The following is a 22,972-nucleotide window of genomic DNA, read 5'->3' as shown; positions in this document are numbered from 1 at the left end:
GGTCCGGTCACCGGTCCAGTCACCGACCCGGTCACCGGTCCGTTCTCCGACCCGTTCACCGGTCCGGTCACGGACCCGGCGGTCCGGTCACCGGTCCATTCCTGGATCTGTGCCACGCCGACGTGGCGGCGTGTCCGCGCGAGGGCAGCTTCACCCGGGTGCCCCAGCACCCAGGCACCCCTTACTAAGTAAAGCCTGCCTTGCTGGCGCGCCCCTTACATCGCGCGTAGTTTCGAAGGTGTTGGGGGGAGCGGGAGTACAGCACCCGCCCCGCTGCTGTACGCACGCATTCAAGGGGAGAACCGTGTCCATCATCGAGACCGAGGCGACGCTTCACGAGGCGCACCGCGACAACCACACGCACCGTGACGTGAACGGCGGCTGGCTCCGCCCGGCGGTCTTCGGCGCGATGGACGGTCTCGTGTCCAACCTCGCCCTCATGACCGGCGTGGCCGGTGGCGCGGTGTCCCAGCAGACCATCGTGATCACGGGTCTGGCCGGGCTCGCGGCCGGAGCGTTCTCCATGGCCGCCGGCGAGTACACCTCCGTGGCCTCGCAGCGTGAGCTGGTCCAGGCGGAACTGGACGTGGAGCGCCACCAGTTGCGCAAGCACCCGGTGGACGAGATGGAGGAGCTGGCCGCGCTGTACGTGGCGCGGGGCGTCGAGCCGGCGCTGGCCCGCGAGGTCGCCATGCAGCTTTCGAGGGACCCGGAGCAGGCGCTGGAGATCCACGCCCGCGAGGAGCTCGGGATCGACCCGGACGACCTGCCCTCGCCGGTGGTGGCCGCCGTCTCGTCCTTCGGGTCGTTCGCGCTCGGCGCGCTGCTGCCGGTGCTGCCGTACCTCCTGGGTGCCACGGCACTGTGGCCCGCCGTACTGCTCGCGCTCGCCGGCCTGTTCGCGTGCGGCGCCCTGGTGGCCCGGGTGACCGCCCGTACCTGGTGGTACAGCGGACTGCGCCAGCTCGCGCTGGGCGGGGCGGCCGCCGCCCTCACCTACGGGCTCGGCGCCCTGTTCGGCGCGGCACTCTGACGCCCTGTACCCGGCGCGGCACTCCGGTGCCCACGGTCCGGCGCGGCACTCCGGCGTCCCTTACCCGGCGCCGCGCCCGACCTCCCGCGCCTGCTGAGGCGAAGCCCCCTCGGCAGGCGGCCGAGGGGGCTTCGCCGTACCGTTGCCGTACGGTGGTCAGCCGGGTCACCGTGGAGACACCAGCCGCCATGACAGTCGTTGTGACGAACCTCCAATAGCCCGATCCGCCTCCGCGGTGAGACACTATGCAACGCGGCACATAAGTAGCCGTAACACGGCGGTTTCGATTCCCTCATCCCAGGGCATGAGCCGTTAGCGCTGCGGGCAACGAAGCCCGCGCTCCCCCTGAACCCGCCCGATGTCGATCTCTCGACGGGCTGGTGACCGACTTCCACCGCCACGAGCGGTGTCCGCATGCTGGAATGAGCTTTCCGCTTTTCGAGAAGCACTCCATCATGTAACCTGCACGAAATTTCGCGGAGGGCCAACGTCGTCCCTCTGGCACTGCATATGCCACGACGACGACGGGAGAGCCGATGCGTTCCGACGCCTGGTCGCCCATGGACGGTCGCCCCGCCCCGCAGGGTATGTACGACCCCCGCAACGAGCACGACGCCTGTGGTGTCGGTTTCGTCGCCACCCTCACCGGTGTCGCCAGCCACGCGCTGGTGGAGCAGGCGCTGACCGTTCTGCGCAACCTGGAGCACCGGGGCGCCACCGGCTCCGAGCCCGACTCCGGCGACGGCGCGGGAATCCTCCTCCAGGTCCCGGACGCGTTCCTCCGCGAGGTCACCGACTTCGCGCTCCCGGCAGCCGGTGAGTACGCCGTCGGTATCGCCTTCCTCCCCGCAGACGGCTCCGCACAGGCCGTCTCGCGGATCGAGACGATCGCCGCCGAGGAGAACCTGACCGTCCTCGGCTGGCGCGAGGTCCCCGTCGCCCCCGAGCTGCTCGGCGCCACCGCCCGCTCCACCATGCCGGCCTTCCGCCAGCTCTTCGTGAGCGACGGCGGTACGAGCACCGGCATCGCGCTGGACCGCAAGGCGTTCGTGCTGCGCAAGCGCGCCGAGCGCGAGGCCGGGGTCTACTTCCCCTCGCTCTCCGCCCGCACCATCGTCTACAAGGGCATGCTCACCACCGGTCAGCTCGAGCCCTTCTTCCCGGACCTGTCGGACCGCCGCTGCGCCACCGCCGTCGCGCTCGTCCACTCCCGGTTCTCCACCAACACCTTCCCGAGCTGGCCGCTGGCCCACCCGTACCGCTTCGTCGCCCACAACGGCGAGATCAACACGGTCAAGGGCAACCGCAACTGGATGCGGGCCCGGGAGTCGCAGCTCGTCTCCGACCTCTTCGGCGCCGAGAAGCTGGACCGGATCTTCCCGGTCTGCACCCCGGACGCCTCCGACTCGGCCTCCTTCGACGAGGTGCTGGAGCTGCTCCACCTCGGTGGCCGTTCGCTGCCGCACAGCGTCCTGATGATGGTCCCGGAGGCGTGGGAGAACCACGACTCCATGGACCCGGCCCGGCGCGCCTTCTACCAGTACCACTCCACGATGATGGAGCCCTGGGACGGCCCCGCCTGTGTCACCTTCACCGACGGCACCCAGGTCGGCGCGGTTCTCGACCGCAACGGTCTGCGCCCCGGCCGCTACTGGGTCACCGACGACGGCCTCGTCGTGCTGTCCTCCGAGGTCGGCGTCCTCGACATCGACCCCGCCAGGGTCGTCCGCAAGGGCCGCCTCCAGCCCGGCAAGATGTTCCTCGTCGACACCGCCGAGCGCCGCATCATCGAGGACGACGAGATCAAGGCCGCCCTCGCCGCCGAGCACCCGTACCAGGAGTGGCTGGAGAGCGGGATCATCGAGCTCGAGGACCTCCCCGAGCGCGAGCACATCGTCCACACCCACGCCTCGGTCACCCGCCGCCAGCAGACCTTCGGCTACACCGAGGAGGAGCTGCGCGTCCTCCTCGCGCCGATGGCCCGCACCGGCGCCGAGCCGATCGGCTCGATGGGCACGGACTCGCCGATCGCCGCGCTCTCCGAGCGCCCGCGGCTGCTGTTCGACTACTTCACCCAGTTGTTCGCGCAGGTCACCAACCCGCCGCTGGACGCCATCCGCGAGGAGCTCGTCACCTCGCTGTATTCCTCGCTCGGCCCGCAGGGCAACCTGCTGGAGCCGACCGCCGCGTCCTGCCGCAGCGTCACCCTGCCGTTCCCGGTGATCGACAACGACGAGCTGGCCAAGCTCATCCACATCAACGCCGACGGCGACATGCCCGGCATGACGGCCACCACGCTCTCCGGCCTCTACCGGGTCTCCGGCGGCGGCGAGGCCCTGGCCGCCCGCATCGAGGAGATCTGCGCCGAGGCCGACGCCGCCATCGAGGGCGGCGCGCGCCTGATCGTGCTCTCCGACCGGCACTCCGACGCCGAGCACGCGCCGATCCCGTCGCTGCTGCTCACCTCCGCCGTCCACCACCACCTCATCCGTACCAAGCAGCGCACCCAGGTGGGCCTGCTGGTCGAGGCCGGTGACGTCCGCGAGGTCCACCACGTCGCGCTGCTGATCGGCTACGGCGCCGCCGCCGTCAACCCGTACCTCGCCATGGAGTCCGTCGAGGACCTGGTCCGCGCCGGCACCTTCGTCGAGGGCCTGGAGCCCGAGCAGGCCATCCGCAACCTGATCCACGCCCTCGGCAAGGGCGTCCTGAAGGTCATGTCCAAGATGGGCATCTCGACCGTCGCCTCCTACCGCGGCGCCCAGGTCTTCGAGGCCGTCGGCCTGGACGAGGCCTTCGTCGAGAAGTACTTCAACGGCACCGCCACCAAGATCGGCGGCGCCGGCCTGGACGTCGTCGCCAAGGAGGTCGCGGCCCGCCACGCCAAGGCGTACCCCGCCTCCGGCGTCCCCTCCGCGCACCGCGCGCTGGAGATCGGCGGCGAGTACCAGTGGCGCCGCGAGGGCGAGCCGCACCTGTTCGACCCCGAGACGGTCTTCCGCCTCCAGCACGCCACGCGCTCCGGCCGCTACGAGATCTTCAAGAAGTACACGGACCGGGTGAACGAGCAGTCCGAGCGCCTGATGACGCTGCGCGGCCTGTTCGGCTTCAGGTCCGGCCGCGCCCCGATCTCCATCGACGAGGTCGAGCCGGCGAGCGAGATCGTCAAGCGGTTCTCCACCGGCGCCATGTCGTATGGCTCCATCTCCCAGGAGGCGCACGAGACCCTCGCCATCGCCATGAACCAGCTCGGCGGCAAGTCGAACACCGGTGAGGGCGGCGAGGACCCGGAGCGCCTGTACGACCCGGCACGGCGTTCGTCGATCAAGCAGGTCGCCTCCGGCCGCTTCGGCGTCACCTCCGAGTACCTGGTCAACGCCGACGACATCCAGATCAAGATGGCCCAGGGCGCCAAGCCCGGCGAGGGCGGCCAGCTCCCCGGCCACAAGGTCTACCCGTGGGTCGCCAAGACCCGGCACTCCACCCCGGGTGTCGGCCTGATCTCCCCGCCGCCGCACCACGACATCTACTCCATCGAGGACCTGGCCCAGCTCATCCACGACCTCAAGAACGCCAACCCGGCCGCCCGCATCCACGTGAAGCTGGTGTCCGAGGTCGGTGTCGGGACCGTGGCCGCCGGTGTGTCCAAGGCCCACGCGGACGTCGTGCTCATCTCCGGCCACGACGGCGGTACGGGCGCCTCGCCGCTCACGTCGCTGAAGCACGCGGGCGGCCCCTGGGAGCTCGGCCTCGCCGAGACCCAGCAGACCCTGCTGCTCAACGGGCTGCGGGACCGGATCGTCGTGCAGACCGACGGCCAGCTCAAGACCGGCCGCGATGTCGTGATCGCCGCGCTGCTCGGCGCCGAGGAGTTCGGTTTCGCCACCGCGCCGCTCGTCGTCTCCGGCTGCGTCATGATGCGCGTCTGCCACCTGGACACCTGCCCGGTCGGCATCGCCACCCAGAACCCGGTGCTGCGCGACCGGTTCTCCGGCAAGGCCGAGTACGTCGTCAACTTCTTCCGCTTCATCGCGGAGGAGGTGCGCGAGCTCCTCGCCGAGCTGGGCTTCCGTACGCTCCAGGAGGCCGTCGGCCACGCCGAGCTGCTCGACACCACCCGCGCCGTGGACCACTGGAAGGCGCAGGGCCTGGACCTGGAGCCGCTGTTCTACGTGCCCGAGCTGCCCGAGGGCGCGGTGCGCCACCAGTTGATCGAGCAGGACCACGGCCTGGAGAAGGCGCTGGACAACCAGCTCATCGAGCTGGCCGCCGAGGCGCTCGGCGCGTCCTCCGCCGAGGAGGCCCAGCCGGTCCGCGCCCAGGTCGCGATCCGCAACATCAACCGGACGGTCGGCACCATGCTCGGCCACGAGGTGACGAAGAAGTTCGGTGGCGCGGGCCTGCCCGACGACACCATCGACATCACCTTCACCGGCTCGGCCGGCCAGTCCTTCGGCGCCTTCGTGCCGCGCGGCATCACGCTGCGCCTGGAGGGCGACGCCAACGACTACGTCGGCAAGGGCCTGTCCGGCGGCCGTGTGATCGTCCGCCCCGACCGGGGCGCCGACCACCTGGCCGAGTACTCCACCATCGCGGGCAACACCATCGCCTACGGCGCGACCGGCGGCGAGATCTTCCTGCGCGGCCGCACCGGCGAGCGGTTCTGCGTCCGCAACTCCGGCGCGCTGGTCGTCTCCGAGGGCGTGGGCGACCACGGCTGCGAGTACATGACCGGCGGCCACGCGGTGGTGCTCGGCGAGACGGGCCGCAACTTCGCGGCCGGCATGTCGGGCGGTGTCGCGTACGTCATCGACCTCGACCGGGACAACGTCAACTCCGGCAACCTGGGCGCGATCGAGGCCCCGGACGAGACGGACAAGGCGTGGCTGCACGACGTCGTGCGCCGCCACCACGAGGAGACGGGCTCGACCGTAGCCGAGAAGCTCCTTGCCGACTGGTCCACCGCCGTGGAGCGGTTCAGCAAGATCATCCCGACCACGTACAAGGCCGTGCTCGCCGCCAAGGACGCCGCTGAGCTCGCCGGTCTCTCCGAGCGGGAGACCACCGAGAAGATGATGGAGGCGGCGACCAATGGCTGACCCCAAGGGCTTCCTGACCACCGGGCGCGAGGTCGCCAAGACCCGTCCCGTGGCCGAGCGCGTCAAGGACTGGAACGAGGTCTACGTCCCCGGCTCCCTGCTGCCGATCATCAGCAAGCAGGCCGGCCGGTGCATGGACTGCGGCATCCCGTTCTGCCACAACGGCTGCCCGCTCGGAAACCTCATCCCCGAGTGGAACGACTACGCCTACCGCGAGGACTGGCAGGCCGCCTCCGAGCGGCTGCACGCCACCAACAACTTCCCGGAGTTCACCGGGCGGCTGTGCCCCGCGCCCTGCGAGGCGGCGTGCGTGCTGGGCATCAACCAGCCCGCCGTCACCATCAAGAACGTCGAGGTCTCGATCATCGACAAGGCGTGGGACTCCGGTGACGTCACGCCGCAGCCCCCGGAGCGGCTGTCCGGCAAGACCGTCGCCGTCATCGGCTCCGGTCCGGCGGGCCTGGCCGCCGCCCAGCAGCTCACCCGCGCCGGCCACACGGTCGCCGTGTACGAGCGGGCCGACCGCATCGGCGGTCTGCTGCGCTACGGCATCCCCGAGTTCAAGATGGAGAAGGTGCACATCAACCGGCGCATCGAGCAGATGCGCGCGGAGGGCACCAAGTTCCGCACCGAGATCGAGATCGGCGTCGACATCGACGCCGCGAAGCTGCGCAGGCGGTACGACGCGGTCGTCATCGCCGCCGGTGCCACCGTCTCGCGCGACCTGCCGGTCCCGGGCCGGGAGCTCAAGGGCATCCACTTCGCGATGGAGTACCTCCCGCTCGCCAACAAGGTGCAGGAGGGCGACTTCGTGGCGCCCCCCATCACCGCCGAGGGCAAGCACGTGGTCGTCATCGGCGGCGGCGACACCGGCGCGGACTGCGTGGGCACCGCCCACCGCCAGGGCGCGGCCTCCGTCACCCAGCTCGAGATCATGCCGCGGCCGGGCGAGGAGCGGAACGCGAACCAGCCGTGGCCGACCTTCCCCATGCTCTACAAGGTCACCTCGGCCCACGAGGAGGGCGGCGAGCGGGTCTACTCCGTCTCCACCACCCACTTCGAGGGCGACGAGGACGGCAACGTCCAGTTCCTCCACCTCGTCGAGGTCGAGTTCAAGGACGGCAAGCTGGAGCAGAAGCCGGGCACCGAGCGGAAGATCCCGGCCCAGCTCGTCACCCTCGCCATGGGCTTCACCGGCACCGACCAGTCCAACGGCCTGGTCCAGCAGTTCGGCCTGGAGCTCGACGAGCGCGGCAACATCGCCCGCGACGCCGACTTCGCGACCAACGTCGACGGCGTCTTCGTCGCCGGTGACGCGGGCCGCGGCCAGTCCCTGATCGTCTGGGCCATCGCCGAGGGCCGCTCCGCGGCGCGCGGCGTGGACCGCTACCTGACCGGCGCCAGCGAGCTCCCGGCCCCGATCCGCCCCACGGACCGTGCCCTGACCGTCTGACGTCCCACCGGCCGGGCGCCCCGCACGACGCGGTGCGGGGCGCCCTCCACCGGGCGCGCCGCACCGTCGCGCGTCCGGCCCCCGGCCGGCCGGAAACACCCCGGCCGCCGCACGCGGCCCCGGTGCCCGGGCACGTACCAGCCGCCGCCCACGGGCACGAGCCGCCGCACGCGGCCGGTGCGCGAGCGCGGCGCCGTACGCGGTAGAGTCTGGGGTCCGGGCCGAAGCCGGGCCCGCCCCCGCCGTCCTGACCAGGGCGCCCCCGCACGACGTGGTGCGCGACGCCCCCGGGCCGGTGACGGCCCCCACAGGCATCACCGCCCCTCCCGCAGAGCGGGCCGGGCACCCCTCATACGTCCCGTACAACGGCGTGCGGAACACAGCAGCGCCTGCCGTGTCCCCGACCGGACCTTCGGCAGGCGCTGCGCCCTGTGTGCGCCACGTGCGCCCTGTCGGCGGGCGGCCCGCTTCTCCTACGATCGGTTACCGACCGGGGGAGGGGATGCTCCATGGCGTTGCCGGAGCGAACGGCGCGGGCGAACCGGGTGGAGCGGGCGGTCGCCTTCTGCCTGCGCAACTTCGAAGTGGTCTTCGCGGCCGGGATCGGCCTGACCGTCGGCTTCCTGGACATCTTCGGCGAGGAGCTGATCAAGTCCGACTTCGCCTCCGGCGCCACCCTCGTCGTCCTCGGCGCGCTCGCCGTCGGCTCCCTGTCCGAGCGCGTCCGCCGCCCGCACGCCATCCAGGAGGCGATGGCGGGCACCCGCCGCGCCATCGAGGACCTCACCATGGTCCGCTCCCTGGCCGGGAACGAGGTCCGCGAAGCGCTGCGCGAGGCCCGCCAGGGCACGAACCTCTGGTACTTCAAGGGCGGCACCGGCACCTACCTCCGGGCCGTCACCCTCCCGCAGTGCGTCCGCGCCGCCAAGGAGCAGCGCTCCCAGCTCAACGTCAAGATCGAGATACTGAACCCCGCGGACGAGCAGGCGTGCGCCGCCTACGCGCAGTTCCGCCGCATGTTCTCCGGCAGCCGCCCGCACAGCGGCGACGTGTGGACCGCCGGCCGGGCCCGCAAGGAGTCGTACGCCACCGTCCTCGCCGCCTGCTGGTTCCGCATGCAGCTCACCACCCTCGACATCAGCGTCCACCTGTCGTCCACCGTGCCGACGCTCCGCTTCGACCTGTCCGACTCCAGCCTGATCATCACCCAGGACGACCCCTCCCGGGTGAACCTGGAGGTCAGACGTGGTCAGCCGCTGTACGACTACTACCTGACGGAGCTTCACCAGAGCCGTGAGCAGGCCACCGCCGTCGAGCTGCGCAACGCCACCCTGCTCAGCCTGTCCCCGACCGTCGACGAGGTGCGCGCCCTGTTCGACGCGCTCGCGCTGCCCCTGCCCCGCACCTTCACCGACGCCGACGTCGGCGAGGTCATCGCCAAGGCCCTGCACGCAGAGGACCCCTACGGGAGGTGAACCGCCCGCCATGCCCGCCATGGACGCCCGGGACGACGACCCCATGCGCAGCCACGTGGACACCTTCGTACCCGTGCTCGAGGAGATCGCCTCGGGGAAGCGGGACCTGCCCGCCGTCCGGCACCCGCTCGGCTTCCTGTGCCTGCCGCTGGTCAGGCAGGGAGCCGACGGCGTGTGCGTCCACCTCTTCGGCGGCGGCCCGCCCACCGCCGAGGTGCCGCCGCTGCACGCCCACAGTTGGGAGCTGCGCAGCCACGTCCTGTACGGCGAGGTCGGCAACGTACGCGTCCGGGTACGCGACGACACCAGCACGCCCACGCACCGTGTCTTCGAGGTGCGCAGCCGGTCCGACGGCGTGGACGAGATACGGCCCACGGCACGGCTGGTGCGCGGCGAACCGGGGCCCGTGCACCACAGCCCGGCGGGGGAGACGTACGCGCTGGACGCCGGCGAGTTCCACACCACGGTGGTGACACCGGGCCGCGCGGCCGCCACCCTCGTCCTGGGACGGTCCCTGCCCGGCGGACGGGACCTGTCCCTCGGCCCGCTCGACGGGCCGCCGCGCCGCACCACCCGCCGGCTGTACGGGACCGAGGCGACCATGCGGGCCGTGCGCACGGCCCTGGGGAGGATCCATGCCGAACGCCGCGCCTGACACCGGCCGCCGCCCGCCGTTCGCCGCCGAACGGAGGGTGGCCGTCGCCGCCGCCGAGGCCACCGGACGGCTGCTGCGCGGCCACTTCGCCGACGCCAGAGCCGTACGGACCAAGGGCACGCACGGCGACGTGGTCACCGACCTCGACCTGGCCGCCGAGGAACTGATCCTCGCCCGGCTGCGGCGCCACTTCCCGAACGACCGCATCCTGTCCGAGGAGGCCGGGCTGCTCGACACGGGCAGCGGCCGCACCTGGCTGGTCGACCCGCTGGACGGCAGCAACAACGTGGCGATCGGGCTGCCCGCCTACGTCGTCGGCATCGGACTGTGCGTCGGGGACACCCCCGTCGTCGGTGTCGTCCACGAACCCGTCACCGGCCGCACCTGGCACGCCGTCAGCGGCCAGGGCGCCCACGACGACGACGGCGCCCCACTGCGCGGCCCGGGCGGCACCCTGCCCGGCCCGGGACCCGTGCTCGCCTGGACGCAGGGCCACGCGGTGGGGCGCGGCGACCCCGTGGCGACCGCGCTGCGCGGCGCCCTGGAGCGGCGCTGCCGGCGCGTCCTGCAACTGTGGGCGCCCCTGCTGGGCTGGAGCCTGCTGGCGCGCGGCACCATCGACGGCTTCGTCGGCTACCGCGCCGAGGGCGTCGACCTGCCGCCCGGGGCGCTGCTCGCCGCCGAGGCGGGCGCGGAGCTGCGCACCCTGGGCGGGGCGCCGTTCCGTCCGGGCTTCAGCGGCCCGGACGACGGCCGCAGCTTCGTCGCCGCCCGGTCGGAGACCCTCACCTACGTACTGGAGGAGGTCGCCGCGGCCCTGCGCGGGAGCTGAGCGTCACGACGTCGCGGCCAGCGCCACCGTCGCCGCCAGCGTGCCCGACGCGGCCAGCACCAGACTGGTGCCCATGAACCGGCCCAGCGCGATGCGCGTGCCGTGCCAGCGGCACCGCTCGAACCACAGCAGCGTCGCCAGCGACGCCCACGGGGTCACCAGCGGGCCCACGTTGACCCCGATCAGCAGGCCCAGCAACTGCTCCTGGTGGCCCAGCGGCACCACCGCCTCACCCGCCACGTACGCCGGGAGGTTGTTGAGCGCGTTGGAGAACCCCGCCCCCACCGCCGCCGTGCGCAGCACCCCCAGCGCGCCCTCCTGGGCGCCGATCGCCGACGCCAGTATCCGGTCCATGCCCAGCGCGCCGACGGTCTCCACCACCAGGAACATCCCCGGCACCAGCACCAGCAGCCGCCACGGCACCAGCGACCACCGCAGCTCCTCCCGGCGGCGCCGCGCGAACGCCACGACCACCACCAGCGCCGCCGTCGCCGACGCCGCCCACAGCGGCACCAGGTCGGCCAGCAGCACCAGCAGGAACCCGCCGCACGCCAGCGCGCACACCCGCAGCAGCACCGGGTCCGCCGGACGCGGCGGCTCCGGCGGGAGGTAACGGTCCTCACCGCGCCGGCCCCGCCGCCAGTAGAAGACCCACAGGCACGCCATCGTCGCCACGATCGCCGCCACCTGCGGCGGCCACATCACCGCCGCCATCTGCGACGGCGACAGCGCCACCCGGTCGGCGGCCAGCAGGTTCGTCAGGTTCGACACCGGCAGCAGCAGGCTCGCCGTGTTCGCCAGCCACACCGTCGTCATCGCCAGCGGCACCGCCGCGATGCCCACCCGGGCCGCCAGCGCCAGCATCACCGGCGTCAACAGCACGGCCGTCGTGTCCAGATTGAGGGTGATCGTGGTGACCGACGCGAACACCACGCACAGCCCGAACAGCAGCGCGTAACTGCCCTTCCCCGCCCGCGCCACCCACGTGGCGACCACGTCGAAGACCTCGGCCTTCCCCGTCAGCTCCGCCAGCACGATCACCGTCGCCAGGAACACCAGCAGCGGCCCGATCCTGGCCAGCACGTCCGACGCCGGACCGGACGGCAGCAGCCCCGTGGCGACCGCGAGCAGCCCCAGCGCGAGGAGCCCGCCGGCCAGCCAGTCCAGCGGATGCAGGCGTCCGCTCACACGTCCGAGGAGAGTCACGGGCACGAGCATAGGTTTTCCTCCGGACACCGCACCCCGCCCCGTCCTAATGTGGACACATGCTGAGGGGCGACGAAGCAGGGCGGCGCGCGACCGAGTTGGACTTCTTCATCAGCTATTCACCCGCCGACGAGGCCTGGGCGTCCTGGATCGCCTGGACCCTCGAAGAGGCCGGATACCGCACCGTGGTGCAGGCCTGGGACTTCGTCCCGGGCAGCAACTTCATCGACTTCATGGACCGTGGCGTCAGCGAGTCGGCCGCCGTCATCGCCGTCCTCTCCCGCCACTACGAGCGCTCCACCTACGGGCGCATGGAGTGGACCGCCGCTCTCCGCGCCGACCCGGAGACACCCGAACGGCGTCTGCTCACCGTCCGTGTGGACGACATCCCCGTCGAAGGGCTGCTCGCCACCATCACCTACGTCGACCTCGTCGGCGTCCACGACGTCGCCGCCGCCCGCTCCCTCCTCCTCGCCCGCGTCGAACAGGCCCTCGACGGCCACGCCCGCCCCGCCCGCCGCCCCGGCTACCCCGGCGACGCGGCCACCGCCCGCACCACCGGACAGCCCGTCGCCCCCGAGACCCGCCTGCCCGCCCAGCGGTGGATCGGCGGCCCCGGCTGGGCCGGCCGCAGACGCCCCCAGAAGGCACCCCGCTACCCCCAGGGCCCGCACAGCGCCGCCGCCCAGGACGCCGTCACCGTCCTCCACCTCGCCGGACCCGACTTCGGGCGCGGCCGCGAACCGGAGGCGCTGCGCCGCGAGATGCGCGGCGACCTCATCGTGCTGCGCGACAGCGGCGCACCCGCCCCCGACCTTCTCGTCGTCACCGGCGACCTCACCGCCTCCGGCAGCCCCCGCGAATGCGACCAGGCCCTCGCCTTCCTCACCTCCGTGCGCTCCCTGCTCGACCTGCCCCCGCAGCGCGTCGCCGTCGTCCCCGGCGCCCAGGACGTCAACCAGTCGGCGTGCCGCGCCTACTTCCACACGTGCGAGGCCGACGAGGTCGCCCCCCAGCCCCCGTACTGGCCCAAGTGGCGCCACTACACCCGGCTGTTCCGCAGCTTCTACCACGGTCTCGACACCGTCTTCGACAGCGACCAGCCCTGGACGCTGTTCCCCGTGCCCGAACTGAACACCGTCGTCGCCGGGTTCAACTCCTCCATCGCCCACAGCCACCGCCTGGAGGACCAGTACGGCCACGTGGGCCGCGACCAGGCCGCCTGGTTCGCCGAGGCGCTGCGCACCTACGAGGAGGAGGGCTGGCTCCGGATCGGTGCCCTGCGCCACCCCCTCACCCCCGGCACCCGCCCCGGCGACGCCGACGGCGGGCCCGGCGCCCTCGACGACAGCGCCACCCTCACCGAGCTCGCCGGACCCCGCCTCCACCTGGTCCTGCACGGCCCCACCGGAGGCCCCCGCACCACCGGCACGGTCCCCAGCCACACCCGGCTGCCCGGCACCGGCGCCGACCCCGCCGCCGGCCTGCCCCTCCTCGGCGCCGCCGCCCCCGCCCGCTTCCAGCTCCTGCGCATCGCCGCCGACGGCATCACCCGCTGGTACGACCGGGGCCGCACCGGGCCCGAGACCTTCCCCGGCACCTGGCCCCGCGCCCGCCGGATCTTCCCCGCCGCCGACGTCCCCGCACCCAGCGCCGACCCCGAACCCGTCCACGAGCACACCCCGTTCGACGAACCCCCCGACTCGCTCACCGAACGCGTCAAAGAGGTGTGCCTCGCCCGCCGCGACGGCGTACGGCTGCGCGACATCCCCCGCCGCACCCCCGGCGACATGGCCCAGCTCATGGTCACCTGGCGGGAGGAGGGCGTCGTGCGCCAGCTCCGGATCGCCGTCCACCCCGGCACCCCCACCGACGACCAGCTCGACCGCTTCGTGGCCCAGCTCCACGCCACCGGCCCCGGCGTCGAGGCCGAACTGGTCCACGACGGACCCGCCCCCGGCCAGGCCTTACGCGACCGGGCCGTCCGCCACGGCATCCGCGTCCGCAGCTTCCTCGAATTCCAGGGCCTGCTCGACCTGCGCGGCTACGTCACCGCCCAGACCGGCCGCCTCCTCGCCAGCGACAGCTACGCCCCCGTCCGGTACCTCCCCCAGCGCTACCGGGACGCCGACCGCCAGGGCGGCGACACCGGCGCCGAACACGACAACCTCGTCGAGGACCTGCTGGAACTCCTGGAGGCCGACCACGGCCGGTTCGTCCTCCTCCTCGGCGACTTCGGCCACGGCAAGACCTTCGCGCTGCGCGAGCTCGCCCGCCGCATCCCCGAGGAACTCCCGCACCTCACCCCGCTGCTCATCCCGCTCAACACCCTCGACCGCGCCCACAGCCTCGAAGGGCTCGTCGCCGCCCACCTCGCCGGCAACGACGTCGACACCATCGACCTGCGCGCCCTGCGCTACATGCTCGCCCAGGGCCGCGTCGTCCTCCTCTTCGACGGCTTCGACGAACTCGTCAACCGCGTCAGCTACGACCGCGCCGCCGACCACCTCCAGGTCCTCCTCGACGCCGCCGTCGACAACGCCAAGATCGTCGTCTCCAGCCGCACCCAGCACTTCAAGTCCCACGAACAGGTCCTCACCGCCCTCGGTGAACGCGTCGGCCTGCTCCCGCAGCGCCGCATCCTGTCCGTCCAGGGCTTCACCCCCGACCAGATCCGCGCCTACCTCGCCAAGACCTACGGCGACGAGGAGGCCGCCGACCGCCGCTACCAACTGCTGCGGAACATCCCCGACCTGCTCGCCCTGTGCCGCAACCCCCGGCTGCTGTCCTTCGTCGCCCAGCTCGCCACCGACCGGCTGCGCGCCGTCGCCGGAGCCGGCCGCGCCCTCAGCCCCGCCCGCCTCTACGAGGACATCTTCACCTCCTGGCTCCAGTTCGAGGCCGACCGAGGCCGCAAGGGACCCGGCTCCCCACCCGGCCTCACCCTCACCGAACTGTGGGCCGCCGTCACCGCCCTCGCCCAGCGCCTCTGGGAGTCCGGGCGCACCGCCCTGCGCCCGGACGAACTCACCGACGCCGTCGCCGACACCCTCAGCCGCCTCACCGACACCACCCGCTCCGCCCTCGAACTCGGCCACGCCGTCGGCGCCGGCAGCCTCCTCGTCCGCACCGACGACGGCCTGTTCCACTTCATCCACGGTTCCGTCGGAGAATGGCTGATCGCCCGGGAGGCCGCCCGACGCCTCGGCAACGGCGACGACCGGCTCCTCCACGCCCGCCCCCTCAGCCGCCTCGCCGTCGAGTTCCTCTGCGACCTCGCCGACCACGAGCGGTGCGTCCGGTGGGTGCGGGCGACCCTCGGCGGCAGCGCCGACGCGGGGGAGACCGCCCGCGCCAACGCCGTCCGCATCGGCGACCGGCTCCGCGTCCCCGCCCACGCCGACCTGCGCGGCGCCCGCCTCGCCGGCGAGGACCTCTCCCACCGGGACTTCTCCGGCGTCGACCTCACCGGCGCCGACCTCACCGACACCCGCCTCGTCGGCGCCAACCTCCAGCAGGCCGACCTCACCGACGCCCGCCTCACCGGCGCCCGCCTCGACCGGGCCGACCTGCGCGGCGCGAACCTCACCGGCGCCGACCTCCGCCGCGCCCGCCTCACCCGCACCGACCTGCGCGACACCCGCCTCACCGGCAGCCGCTGGCACCGCGCCGCCCTCATCGACCCCGTCGCCGACGACACCACCCGCGCCGCACCCGAACTGCGCACCGCCGCCCTCGCCCCCGGCATGCCCGTCGACGCGGGGTTCCGCCCCTCCTCCGTCGGCGTCCCCTACGGCTACGGCATGCGCACCGGCCGGCTGCCCGAACCCATCGCGTACAGCCCCGACGGAGAACTGCTCCTCGTCGGCAGCGAGGACGGCGGCGTCCTCGTGTGCGACACCGAGGGCGGCCGCGCGCTGCGCACCCTCCAGGGCCACGAGGGACGCGTGTACGCCGTGAAGCACGCCCCCGGCGTCATCGCCAGCGGCGGCTCCGACGGCGTCGTACGCCTCTGGGACCCCGTCTCCGGAGAGTGCCGCCACCGCCTGCGCGTCCACCCCGACGGGGTGTGGCCGGTCACCCTGAGCGCCGACGGCACCCTGGTCGCCACCGGTGACGCCGAAGGACTCGTCACCGTCTGGGACGTGGCCACCGGAGAGCCCGTGCACCGGCTGCCCGGCCACCTCGCGCCCGTCTACACCGCCGTCTTCAGCCCCGACGGGAACACCCTCGTCACCGGTGACGCCGCCGCCGACGTACGGATGTGGTCGCTGGCGACCGGCCGCTGCGAACGCGACCTGCCCGGCCACGGAGGCGCCGTCTACCGCGTGCGGTACAGCCCCGACGCCACGCTGATCGCCACCGGCGACCGTGCCGGGAACGTCCGCGTCTGGCAGGCCGCCGAGGGCCGGCTGCGGCAGGAGTTCACCGGCCACACCGGACGCGTCTACACCCTGGACTTCCACCCCGGGGGCCGGCTGCTGGTCAGCGGCTGCACCGACGGGCAGGTCCGGCTGTGGGACCCCGTCGTCGGCACCCCGCTCGGCAGCCTCGAACGCTGCCCGGGCGCGCTGTACCAGGTCCTGTTCAGCGCCGACGGCAAGCTGCTGGCCGGCTGCGACAGCGACGGCACCGTCCGGCTGTGGACCGTCACCAGCACACCCCGCCAGGGCCACGTCGTCACCCTCCACGCCCGGCGCCCCACCCCGCACCGGGGCTCCGCCTGGGCCTGCGCCTTCCACCCGAGCGAGCCCCAGCTTCTCACCGTCGGCAACGACGGCGGCGCCCAGATCTGGGACACCGCCACCGGCCAGGGCAAGCGCATCCTGCGCGGCCACGGCCGGCGCGTCACCGGCGTCTCGTTCAGCTCCGACGGCACCCGCCTCGCCTCCTGCGGCAGCGACGGAGCCGTACGCCTCTGGGACACCCGCACCGGCGCCCGTGCCGGCGAGGAGCTCACCGGACGCGGCGACCGCCTCGTCTCGGCCGCCTTCAGCCCCGTCCGGCCGGTCATCGGCACCGCCAGCAACGACGGCGGCATCCACCTGTGGAACCAGGACGGCGAGTTCCTGCGCGAACTGGACGCCGAGACCGAGCACATCTGGGCCCAGGCGTTCAACCACGCGGGCGACCTGCTGGCCACCGCCAACGACGACGACACCGTCCGCCTGTGGATCCGTACCACCGGCGCCCGCATCGCCACCCTCGACCGGCACCGGGGCCGGGTGCGGTCCATCGCGTTCCGCGCCGACTCCGATGTACTGGCGACCGGCTGCGACGACGGCTTCGTACGCCTCTGGGAGGCTCGTGAGGGCCGGCTGATCGCCGAACTGCCCGGACACCAGGACCGCGTGTACGGCGTCGCCTTCGGCCCCGGCGACGCCTGGCTCGCCAGCACCTCCTGGGACGGCACCGCCATCATCTGGCACGACGGTGAGCCCCGGCGCCGCCTCCGGGCCGGCGGCGGCAAGCTGTGGACCGTCGCCGCCCACCCCTCGCGCCCGGTCCTCGCCGCCGCCGGCGACAGCCGCACGGTCGTCCTGTGGAACGCCGACACCGGCGCCCGGCTCGCCGAGCTCGCCGGCCACACCGGCCGCGTCCTGTCGGTCGCGTTCAGCCCCGACGGCACGGCCCTGGCCAGCGGCGCCGAGGACGGCACCGTACGCCTGTGGAACCTGCCGCCCGACGGCGGCGCCCCGTCGCCGCGCGCCACCCTCATCGGCGTACCGGGCGGCTGGGCCGCGCTCACACCGGCCGGGGGCTACAAGTACGAGGGGGACGTGGCGGGCGAGTTCTGGCACGTGGTGGGCATGTACCGGTTCCAGCCGGGGGAGTTGGACGAGTACCTGCCGGGCGTGCGCCGGCTCCCGCTCGGGGAGGAGCTGTGACGGTCGCCTATCGTCGTCCTATGCCGATCAGCCTCCACAAGGTGGAGGAGACCGCGCCCGCCCTGGTCTCCCTCTACAAGAGCGCGGGCGCCTCGCTGCGCAAGCACGGGCTGAGCGGCGAGCGCGCCGCGGTCTACCTGGTCGTCGACTACTCGGGGTCGATGAAGCCGTACTACAAGGACGGCAGCGTCCAGGCCCTCGCCGACCGGGTCCTCGGCCTGTCGGCCCACCTCGACGACGACGGGCGCGTTCCGGTGCTGTTCTTCTCCACGGACATCGACGCCGAGACCGAGATCGCCCTCGCGGACCACCAGGGCCGGATCGAGCGGATCGTGGCGAACCTCGGCCACATGGGCAGGACGAACTACCACCTGGCGATGGACGCCGTCATCGACCACTACCTCGACAGCGGTGCCACCGCCCCGGCCCTGGTCGTCTTCCAGACGGACGGCGGACCGAGCAGCAGGCCCGCCGCCGAGCGCTACCTGTGCAAGGCGGCCGGACTGCCGCTGTTCTGGCAGTTCATCGGCTTCGGCGATCCGGACAGCCGCCAGTTCGACTTCCTGCGCAAGCTCGACGAACTGGCCGTCCCCCGGAAGCGGTGCGTCGACAACGCGGGCTTCTTCCACGCGGGCTCCGACCCGCGCCGCGTCCCGGACGCCGAGCTGTACGACCGGCTGGTCGCCGAGTTCCCCGCCTGGCTCGCCGCCGCCCGCGCCCAGGGCATCGTCCGGTGAGGACGGCTGCGCCGGCCGTGTGATTGTCCCCGGCCCCTCGTGACCGGGCGCGACCGGCGGGTAGGGCTGCACCTCGGGGCCGGCCACCGGACAGGAGACATACACATGCGCCGTGCCAGTTTCGTCGTCGCCGCCACGACCGCGCTCACACTGGGGTCCGCCGGGCAGGGCTGGGCGACCACCTCCAGTGGCGACATCACCGCAAGTTGGGGAGACCGCACCCGGATCGAGGTGACCTGGGTCGACCGGAACTCCTTCCACAAGGGAACGCTCACCGTCGCCGACCAGACGTGCGACGACAAGTCCGTCTACGCCACGCTCACCGTCCGTACGGGATCGGGCGCCACCCTCTCGCTGGGCGACCGCCACAACACCGGCGGCTGCGGCACCTCCGCCGGCTTCCGCGACATCCGCGCCTCGGACCCCAGCGGCATCAGGAGCCTGACGATGACCCTCTGCCGCCGCTCGGCCGGCGCCACCGACCACTGCGAGACCCGGTACCTCTCCGCCAACCCGTACTTCGGGTTCCCCGGCTCCCTGTCCTGACATCCGTCAGGGCCGCACCGGTCAGCCCCCGTGTCAGCGTGTGTACTCCCGCAGGTGGCGGAGCACCTCCTCCACATGGGGGCGGGTGCGCTCCGGTACGCCACGCGCCTCGATGACCGTCCTGTCGCTGGTGCGGTAACCGGCGGCCATCAGGGCGGGCAGGTCGTCGCGCAGCCCGCTGGCCTTGTACCGCTGGTCGAGCCAGCACACGAACACCGCCATGGTCGCGATGGCGTCGGGAGGTGACATGTGGTCCTTGTCGCCGTCACCGTCGCCGTCCACGGCCCACGCCCGGAAGACCGACGGCGTCCACATGGCGATGCCGTACTCGCCCGCCTCCGGCCGGGCGGCCTTCGGGTCGAAGTCGCTCTCGGCCTTGAGCATGGCGGCGAGGAACGCCGGGGTGACCTCGGCGTCCGAACAGCGCTTGGCGGCGTCGGTGATGACCGGGCGCAGGGCGGCCGGCACGTCCGAGCCGGCCGGGATGGCCCCGGGCGTCCCCGAGGCGGCCCTCGTCCCGGGCACGGTCCTCGCGGGCGGCCCCGGTGCCGGGGCGGCGCCGCCGGGCCTCCCGTCGGGCAGCAGCGCCACCGCGGCGGCCGTGACGGCGGCGACCCCGAGGCCGGCCCCCAGCAGCAGCGCCGCCCGCCGCAGGCGCGGACGGGTGCGCGCGCCCCGGTGGAGCTCCGCCACGCGCCGGGCCAGTTCCTCGGCGCCGAGCGCCGCCCGTGCCGCGTGGCCGGGGGCGAGGCACGCGGCGATCAGCTCCCGCCACGGGGGCGGCAGCGAGTCGTCGAGGCGCAGCTTCGCCGATCCGCCCGCGTAGGACTGCGCGGCCAGGGCGCGGGCCCGCGCGGTGCCGCCCGGGAAGGGGTGCAGCCCGCCGGTCAGCACCTGGTGGGCGAGGATGCCGAAGGCCCAGATGTCGGCCGTCCGCCGCACGGCGGTGCCGTGGATGCCGGTCCGCTCGGACCACCACTCGGGCGGTACGTGGTCGAGGGAGCCCATGGGCGGGATGTACGCGTGGGTGCCGTCGAGCTCCACGGTGAGCCCGAAGTCGGCGACCCGGACGGCGTCGTCCGGGCCGAGCAGGATGTTCGCCGGCTTCAGGTCCGCGTGCACCCAGCCACGGGCGTGCATGTGGGCGAGCCCGGCGGCGACCCCGGCGAGGACGCGCTCCGCTCCCGGCACGGGGGTGCCCGGCTCACCGGCCGCGATGAGGTCGTGCAGGCTGCCCTCCGCCCGGTCCATGACCAGCGCGGTCGCACCGTCCAGCCCGGGCCGTTCCGGGTCGCGCAGGGTGACCACGGTGTGGGTGCGCACGAGGTTGGGATGCTTGGCCTCGCTGCTGAACCGCACCTCCTGCCGGATCAGTTCCTCCATGGACGCCCGCTGCCCGGGGGTGAGCAGGTCGGTGCGGAGCAGCTTCACGGCGACCCGGTCCGCGCCCGTGGCCGGTTCGGCGCCGGGCGCCCGCTCGGCGGCGTAGACGGTGCCCCAGCTTCCGGAGCCGAGCAGGGACGTCAGGGCCCAGTCCCCGATCCGGTAGCCCTCGGGCAGGTCGGGGCCGGGCGCGTTGCGGTGCGGGTCCATCGGCGACGGGCCTTTCGGGTCAGCGTCTGACGGGAGGGGGCAGGAGGCGCAGGTGCTCCTCGCGGACGAGGTCGAAGCGGAGCGCCAGGGCCACGAGCCGGCTCCGCCTGGCGCCGCCCGCGGCGGGCTCGTCGGGGTCCTCCCGCAGCCGCAGCTTCGTGGTGGCGAGGTAGTCGATGTGGTAGTTGACGGCCGACCGGGTCAGGCCCGCGCAGGACGGCAGGGGCCGCAGCCGCTCCACGACCTCGCCGACGCCCGGGACGGCCGCGTCCGACGGGGAGCGCAGCCTCGGCTCGCACAGGGCGAGCAGCACCAGGAAGTACTTGGACGTGGGGTCGAGGGAGAAGGGCGTGGCGGTCGGTTCGCCGGCCGCCGGGTCGCCGCCCGGTTCCCGGTACACGTGCTGCGGCGCGAACACCTTGAACTCCACCGAGCCCTCGGCCGCCGGCAGGATCACCCGCGACAGTTCGAACGGCACGGGCGCGCCGATCCGGCCGGGCGCGACCTTGATGTGCTCGCCGGCGCCCTCCATGTTCTCGACGACGTAGGTGGCGGCCGCGCTGTGGTTGGACAGCAGCCAGTAGTCCTCGGTGGCGGTGATGCGCCCGGCGTGCCGGGAGACGCCGGGGTCGTCGAGCGGGACGGCTAGCGGGGCCCCGGGCGTGCCCCGGCCGAAGTCCGCGCTCTGACCGGGGCTCATGTGCAGCAGGCGTGGCCTGGGCGGCGGCTCGTCCGAGTGCCGGGGTGCCGGTTCGGGGAGCTGGACAGTCACGGTCGTCACGAGGGCATGACAATAGCGACTGCCCGCCCGCGGACGCACCACCTCCGGCCATGGCGCCCCTGACATCCGTCAGGACCGGCGCGCCGCCCCCGCCCCTAGTGTCGGACCCGTAGGAGAGAGGTACCGAGGCAACGGGGGAGCATCGGTATGAAGCGGACACGTGCCCGGGTCGCCGCGGCGGTGCTGGCCACCGTCATGGCGGCCCTGGTGACGGGGTGCGGCAGCGGTACGCCGGACGCGCCGGAGGCCGCCGCCCCACCGGCGAAGGGCGGCACCCGGCCGCTCACCGAGGCGGAGCAGCTCCGCGTCACGGACGCCCAGCAGCGGCTGATCAGCACCTGCATGGCCCGCCAGGGCTTCACGTACCACGAGGCCGAGCGGCTGAGCCCGGAGGAGAGCCGCACGTCCGGCTATGTGTCGGACGACGTCGACTGGGCCCGCGCGCACGGCTACGGCAGCCGTATCGCGGCGAAACACGAGCGGGCCAAGCGCGCCAACCCCAACGTCGCCTACCGCCAAGGCCTTCCGGCCGAGCGCCGCACGGCCTACGACAAGGCCCTGGACGAAGGGGCGGGCGCACCCGAGCTGACGGCCGAGCTGCCCACCGGCGGCACGGTCCGCAAACGGGTCGGCGGCTGTGTGGCGGAGTCGGAGAGGCGGCTGTACGGGGACCCCGGGGCCTGGTTCCGGGCGGAGAAGACCGTCATGAGCCTCCAGCCGCTGTACGTCCCGAAGGTCATGGCCGACCCGCGTTTCACCGCCGCCCTCGCCCAGTGGGCGCGGTGCATGGACCGCGCCGGCCACCCGTACCGCGACCCCGCCGACGCCCGCCGGGCCGCCCGCACGCTCGCCTTCGCGGCCGAGCGGGAGCTCGCCGTCGCCGACGCGACCTGCGCGCGCGACACCCGGCTGAAAGTCGTCGGCAAGGAGCTGGAGACGCGGTACGTGAACGAGCTTCGCGGCCGGTACGGCGAGGAGCTCGACACCTACGCCCGGCTGCGGCTCCGGGCGCTCGGCCACGCCGCGACGGTCGTCCCGCCCCGCACCTGAGCACATCCCCACCCGCAGCGTCCACGGCCGTCGCCGTGGTCCGGCACGCCTCCGACGAGGCCGACAGAAGGAGTGAACGATGCGCACGTTGGGCAGAGCCCTCGCAGCCCTGGGCCTGGCGGCCCTCGGCGTCGCCGTCCCCACCTCCGCCCAGGCGGAGCCGGTGGACTACTGCGCCGCCGAGTGGAACTCGCACGGCCGGGACGGAATGGTCCGCGCCTGGAACAACGTCAACTGCACGGGCACCCTGCTCGGGGCGACCCCCGGCGACGACTACGCCTGGGGCGACAGCTCCGGCGCGTTCTCGGGCACGGAGTACAGCCAGCCCCAGTCCGTGATGAACAGCGGCTACGTCGGCAACCTCGACGTCGTCGCCTTCTACCGCACCAGCGGCTACCGCCACGAGTACGGCTACGTCTGTCTCTCACCGTACGAGCTGTACGCCGACAACCTGTACGACAACTACTACACCAACAACGGTGGCCGGGTGTTCAACAACATCGGCTCCCACCGCTGGGTGAACGCCTCCGGCTGCGCCGCGGGAAGCTGGCTCACCTGACCGTCCCCGCTCCGCACCGACGGCCCGCCGGTCACCGCCCGGCGGGCCGTCCGCGCGCCCCCGCG

The 22,972-nt window shown here is 73.3% G+C and carries 14 protein-coding genes; 11 read left to right on the top strand and 3 right to left on the bottom strand.

The window, feature by feature from the left end; translation table 11 throughout:
• Nucleotides 1-304: 304 nt before the first annotated feature.
• The 6 genes from E2B92_RS06200 to E2B92_RS06175 all read left to right on the top strand — a co-directional run bounded on the left by E2B92_RS06200 (nucleotide 305) and on the right by E2B92_RS06175 (nucleotide 10,547).
• The gene (locus E2B92_RS06200) at nucleotides 305-1,033 is read left to right on the top strand and encodes a VIT1/CCC1 transporter family protein (protein ID WP_126888074.1); all 729 of its coding nucleotides are present in this window, start codon (nucleotides 305-307) and stop codon (nucleotides 1,031-1,033) included.
• A 536-nt stretch (nucleotides 1,034-1,569) separates the two neighbouring features.
• Entirely contained in the window at nucleotides 1,570-6,132 is a 4,563-nt protein-coding gene (gene gltB, locus E2B92_RS06195; RefSeq protein WP_126888073.1) for a glutamate synthase large subunit, read from the top strand.
• The gene (locus E2B92_RS06190) at nucleotides 6,125-7,585 is read left to right on the top strand and encodes a glutamate synthase subunit beta (protein WP_126888072.1); all 1,461 of its coding nucleotides are present in this window, start codon (nucleotides 6,125-6,127) and stop codon (nucleotides 7,583-7,585) included. Before gltB ends, E2B92_RS06190 begins: the two co-directional genes overlap by 8 nt.
• A gap of 509 nt (nucleotides 7,586-8,094) precedes the next feature.
• Nucleotides 8,095-9,060 carry a hypothetical protein gene (locus tag E2B92_RS06185; protein ID WP_126888071.1) on the top strand — a complete coding sequence of 322 codons (966 nt, stop codon included), beginning with the start codon at nucleotides 8,095-8,097 and terminating at the stop codon, nucleotides 9,058-9,060.
• 10 nt (nucleotides 9,061-9,070) lie between these two features.
• A complete protein-coding gene (locus E2B92_RS06180) occupies nucleotides 9,071-9,715 on the top strand; it encodes a hypothetical protein (RefSeq protein WP_126888070.1) in 645 nt (214 codons plus the stop codon).
• Complete coding sequence (locus E2B92_RS06175; protein ID WP_126888069.1) at nucleotides 9,696-10,547, top strand: inositol monophosphatase family protein; 852 nt, start codon at nucleotides 9,696-9,698, stop codon at nucleotides 10,545-10,547. The genes E2B92_RS06180 and E2B92_RS06175 overlap by 20 nt, the downstream gene beginning before the upstream one ends.
• A 3-nt stretch (nucleotides 10,548-10,550) precedes the next feature.
• Here E2B92_RS06175 and E2B92_RS06170 read toward each other — a convergent pair whose 3' ends face one another.
• Complete coding sequence (locus E2B92_RS06170) at nucleotides 10,551-11,765, bottom strand: SLC13 family permease (RefSeq protein ID WP_126888068.1); 1,215 nt, start codon at nucleotides 11,763-11,765, stop codon at nucleotides 10,551-10,553.
• 47 nt (nucleotides 11,766-11,812) lie between these two features.
• Between E2B92_RS06170 and E2B92_RS06165 the strand changes: the two genes are divergently transcribed.
• The 3 genes from E2B92_RS06165 to E2B92_RS06155 all read left to right on the top strand — a co-directional run bounded on the left by E2B92_RS06165 (nucleotide 11,813) and on the right by E2B92_RS06155 (nucleotide 18,924).
• Nucleotides 11,813-17,641, top strand: a complete 5,829-nt coding sequence (locus E2B92_RS06165) for a TIR domain-containing protein (protein ID WP_133087420.1) — start codon at nucleotides 11,813-11,815, stop codon at nucleotides 17,639-17,641.
• 20 nt (nucleotides 17,642-17,661) lie between these two features.
• Nucleotides 17,662-18,378, top strand: a complete 717-nt coding sequence (locus E2B92_RS06160) for a vWA domain-containing protein (RefSeq protein WP_126887195.1) — start codon at nucleotides 17,662-17,664, stop codon at nucleotides 18,376-18,378.
• A 105-nt stretch (nucleotides 18,379-18,483) separates the two neighbouring features.
• On the top strand, nucleotides 18,484-18,924 hold the full coding sequence (locus E2B92_RS06155; RefSeq protein WP_126887194.1) for a hypothetical protein: 441 nt from the start codon (nucleotides 18,484-18,486) through the stop codon (nucleotides 18,922-18,924).
• A 33-nt stretch (nucleotides 18,925-18,957) separates the two neighbouring features.
• On the opposite strand, the gene E2B92_RS06150 is transcribed toward E2B92_RS06155, so the two are convergent.
• Together E2B92_RS06150 and E2B92_RS06145 are read right to left on the bottom strand one after the other, a co-directional pair.
• A complete protein-coding gene (locus E2B92_RS06150) occupies nucleotides 18,958-20,517 on the bottom strand; it encodes a serine/threonine-protein kinase (RefSeq protein WP_126887193.1) in 1,560 nt (519 codons plus the stop codon).
• Between the two features lie 19 nt (nucleotides 20,518-20,536).
• On the bottom strand, nucleotides 20,537-21,298 hold the full coding sequence (locus E2B92_RS06145; protein ID WP_399432025.1) for a serine/threonine protein kinase: 762 nt from the start codon (nucleotides 21,296-21,298) through the stop codon (nucleotides 20,537-20,539).
• Between the two features lie 147 nt (nucleotides 21,299-21,445).
• On the opposite strand from E2B92_RS06145, the gene E2B92_RS06140 reads away from it, so the two are divergent.
• Complete coding sequence (locus E2B92_RS06140; protein ID WP_126887192.1) at nucleotides 21,446-22,348, top strand: hypothetical protein; 903 nt, start codon at nucleotides 21,446-21,448, stop codon at nucleotides 22,346-22,348.
• A gap of 79 nt (nucleotides 22,349-22,427) precedes the next feature.
• Nucleotides 22,428-22,907, top strand: coding sequence for a hypothetical protein (locus tag E2B92_RS06135; RefSeq protein ID WP_126887191.1), 480 nt, complete (start codon nucleotides 22,428-22,430; stop codon nucleotides 22,905-22,907).
• Nucleotides 22,908-22,972 lie beyond the last annotated feature (65 nt).

This window comes from Streptomyces sp. WAC05374 (assembly GCF_004353505.1).
Taxonomy (GTDB): Bacteria; Actinomycetota; Actinomycetes; order Streptomycetales; family Streptomycetaceae; genus Streptomyces.
Note: the sequence above shows the minus strand (reverse complement) of the source record. Positions and strands in the feature narration are given on the sequence as shown.

Coding starts and splice junctions, on each gene's coding strand:
- E2B92_RS06150 (WP_126887193.1), bottom strand. CDS start 20,517: ATGGACCCGCACCGCAACGCGCCCGGCCCCGACCTGCCCGAGGGCTAC.
- E2B92_RS06175 (WP_126888069.1), top strand. CDS start 9,696: ATGCCGAACGCCGCGCCTGACACCGGCCGCCGCCCGCCGTTCGCCGCC.
- E2B92_RS06160 (WP_126887195.1), top strand. CDS start 17,662: ATGCCGATCAGCCTCCACAAGGTGGAGGAGACCGCGCCCGCCCTGGTC.
- E2B92_RS06165 (WP_133087420.1), top strand. CDS start 11,813: ATGCTGAGGGGCGACGAAGCAGGGCGGCGCGCGACCGAGTTGGACTTC.
- E2B92_RS06185 (WP_126888071.1), top strand. CDS start 8,095: ATGGCGTTGCCGGAGCGAACGGCGCGGGCGAACCGGGTGGAGCGGGCG.
- E2B92_RS06135 (WP_126887191.1), top strand. CDS start 22,428: ATGCGCACGTTGGGCAGAGCCCTCGCAGCCCTGGGCCTGGCGGCCCTC.
- gltB (WP_126888073.1), top strand. CDS start 1,570: ATGCGTTCCGACGCCTGGTCGCCCATGGACGGTCGCCCCGCCCCGCAG.
- E2B92_RS06140 (WP_126887192.1), top strand. CDS start 21,446: ATGAAGCGGACACGTGCCCGGGTCGCCGCGGCGGTGCTGGCCACCGTC.
- E2B92_RS06155 (WP_126887194.1), top strand. CDS start 18,484: ATGCGCCGTGCCAGTTTCGTCGTCGCCGCCACGACCGCGCTCACACTG.
- E2B92_RS06190 (WP_126888072.1), top strand. CDS start 6,125: ATGGCTGACCCCAAGGGCTTCCTGACCACCGGGCGCGAGGTCGCCAAG.
- E2B92_RS06170 (WP_126888068.1), bottom strand. CDS start 11,765: ATGCTCGTGCCCGTGACTCTCCTCGGACGTGTGAGCGGACGCCTGCAT.
- E2B92_RS06180 (WP_126888070.1), top strand. CDS start 9,071: ATGCCCGCCATGGACGCCCGGGACGACGACCCCATGCGCAGCCACGTG.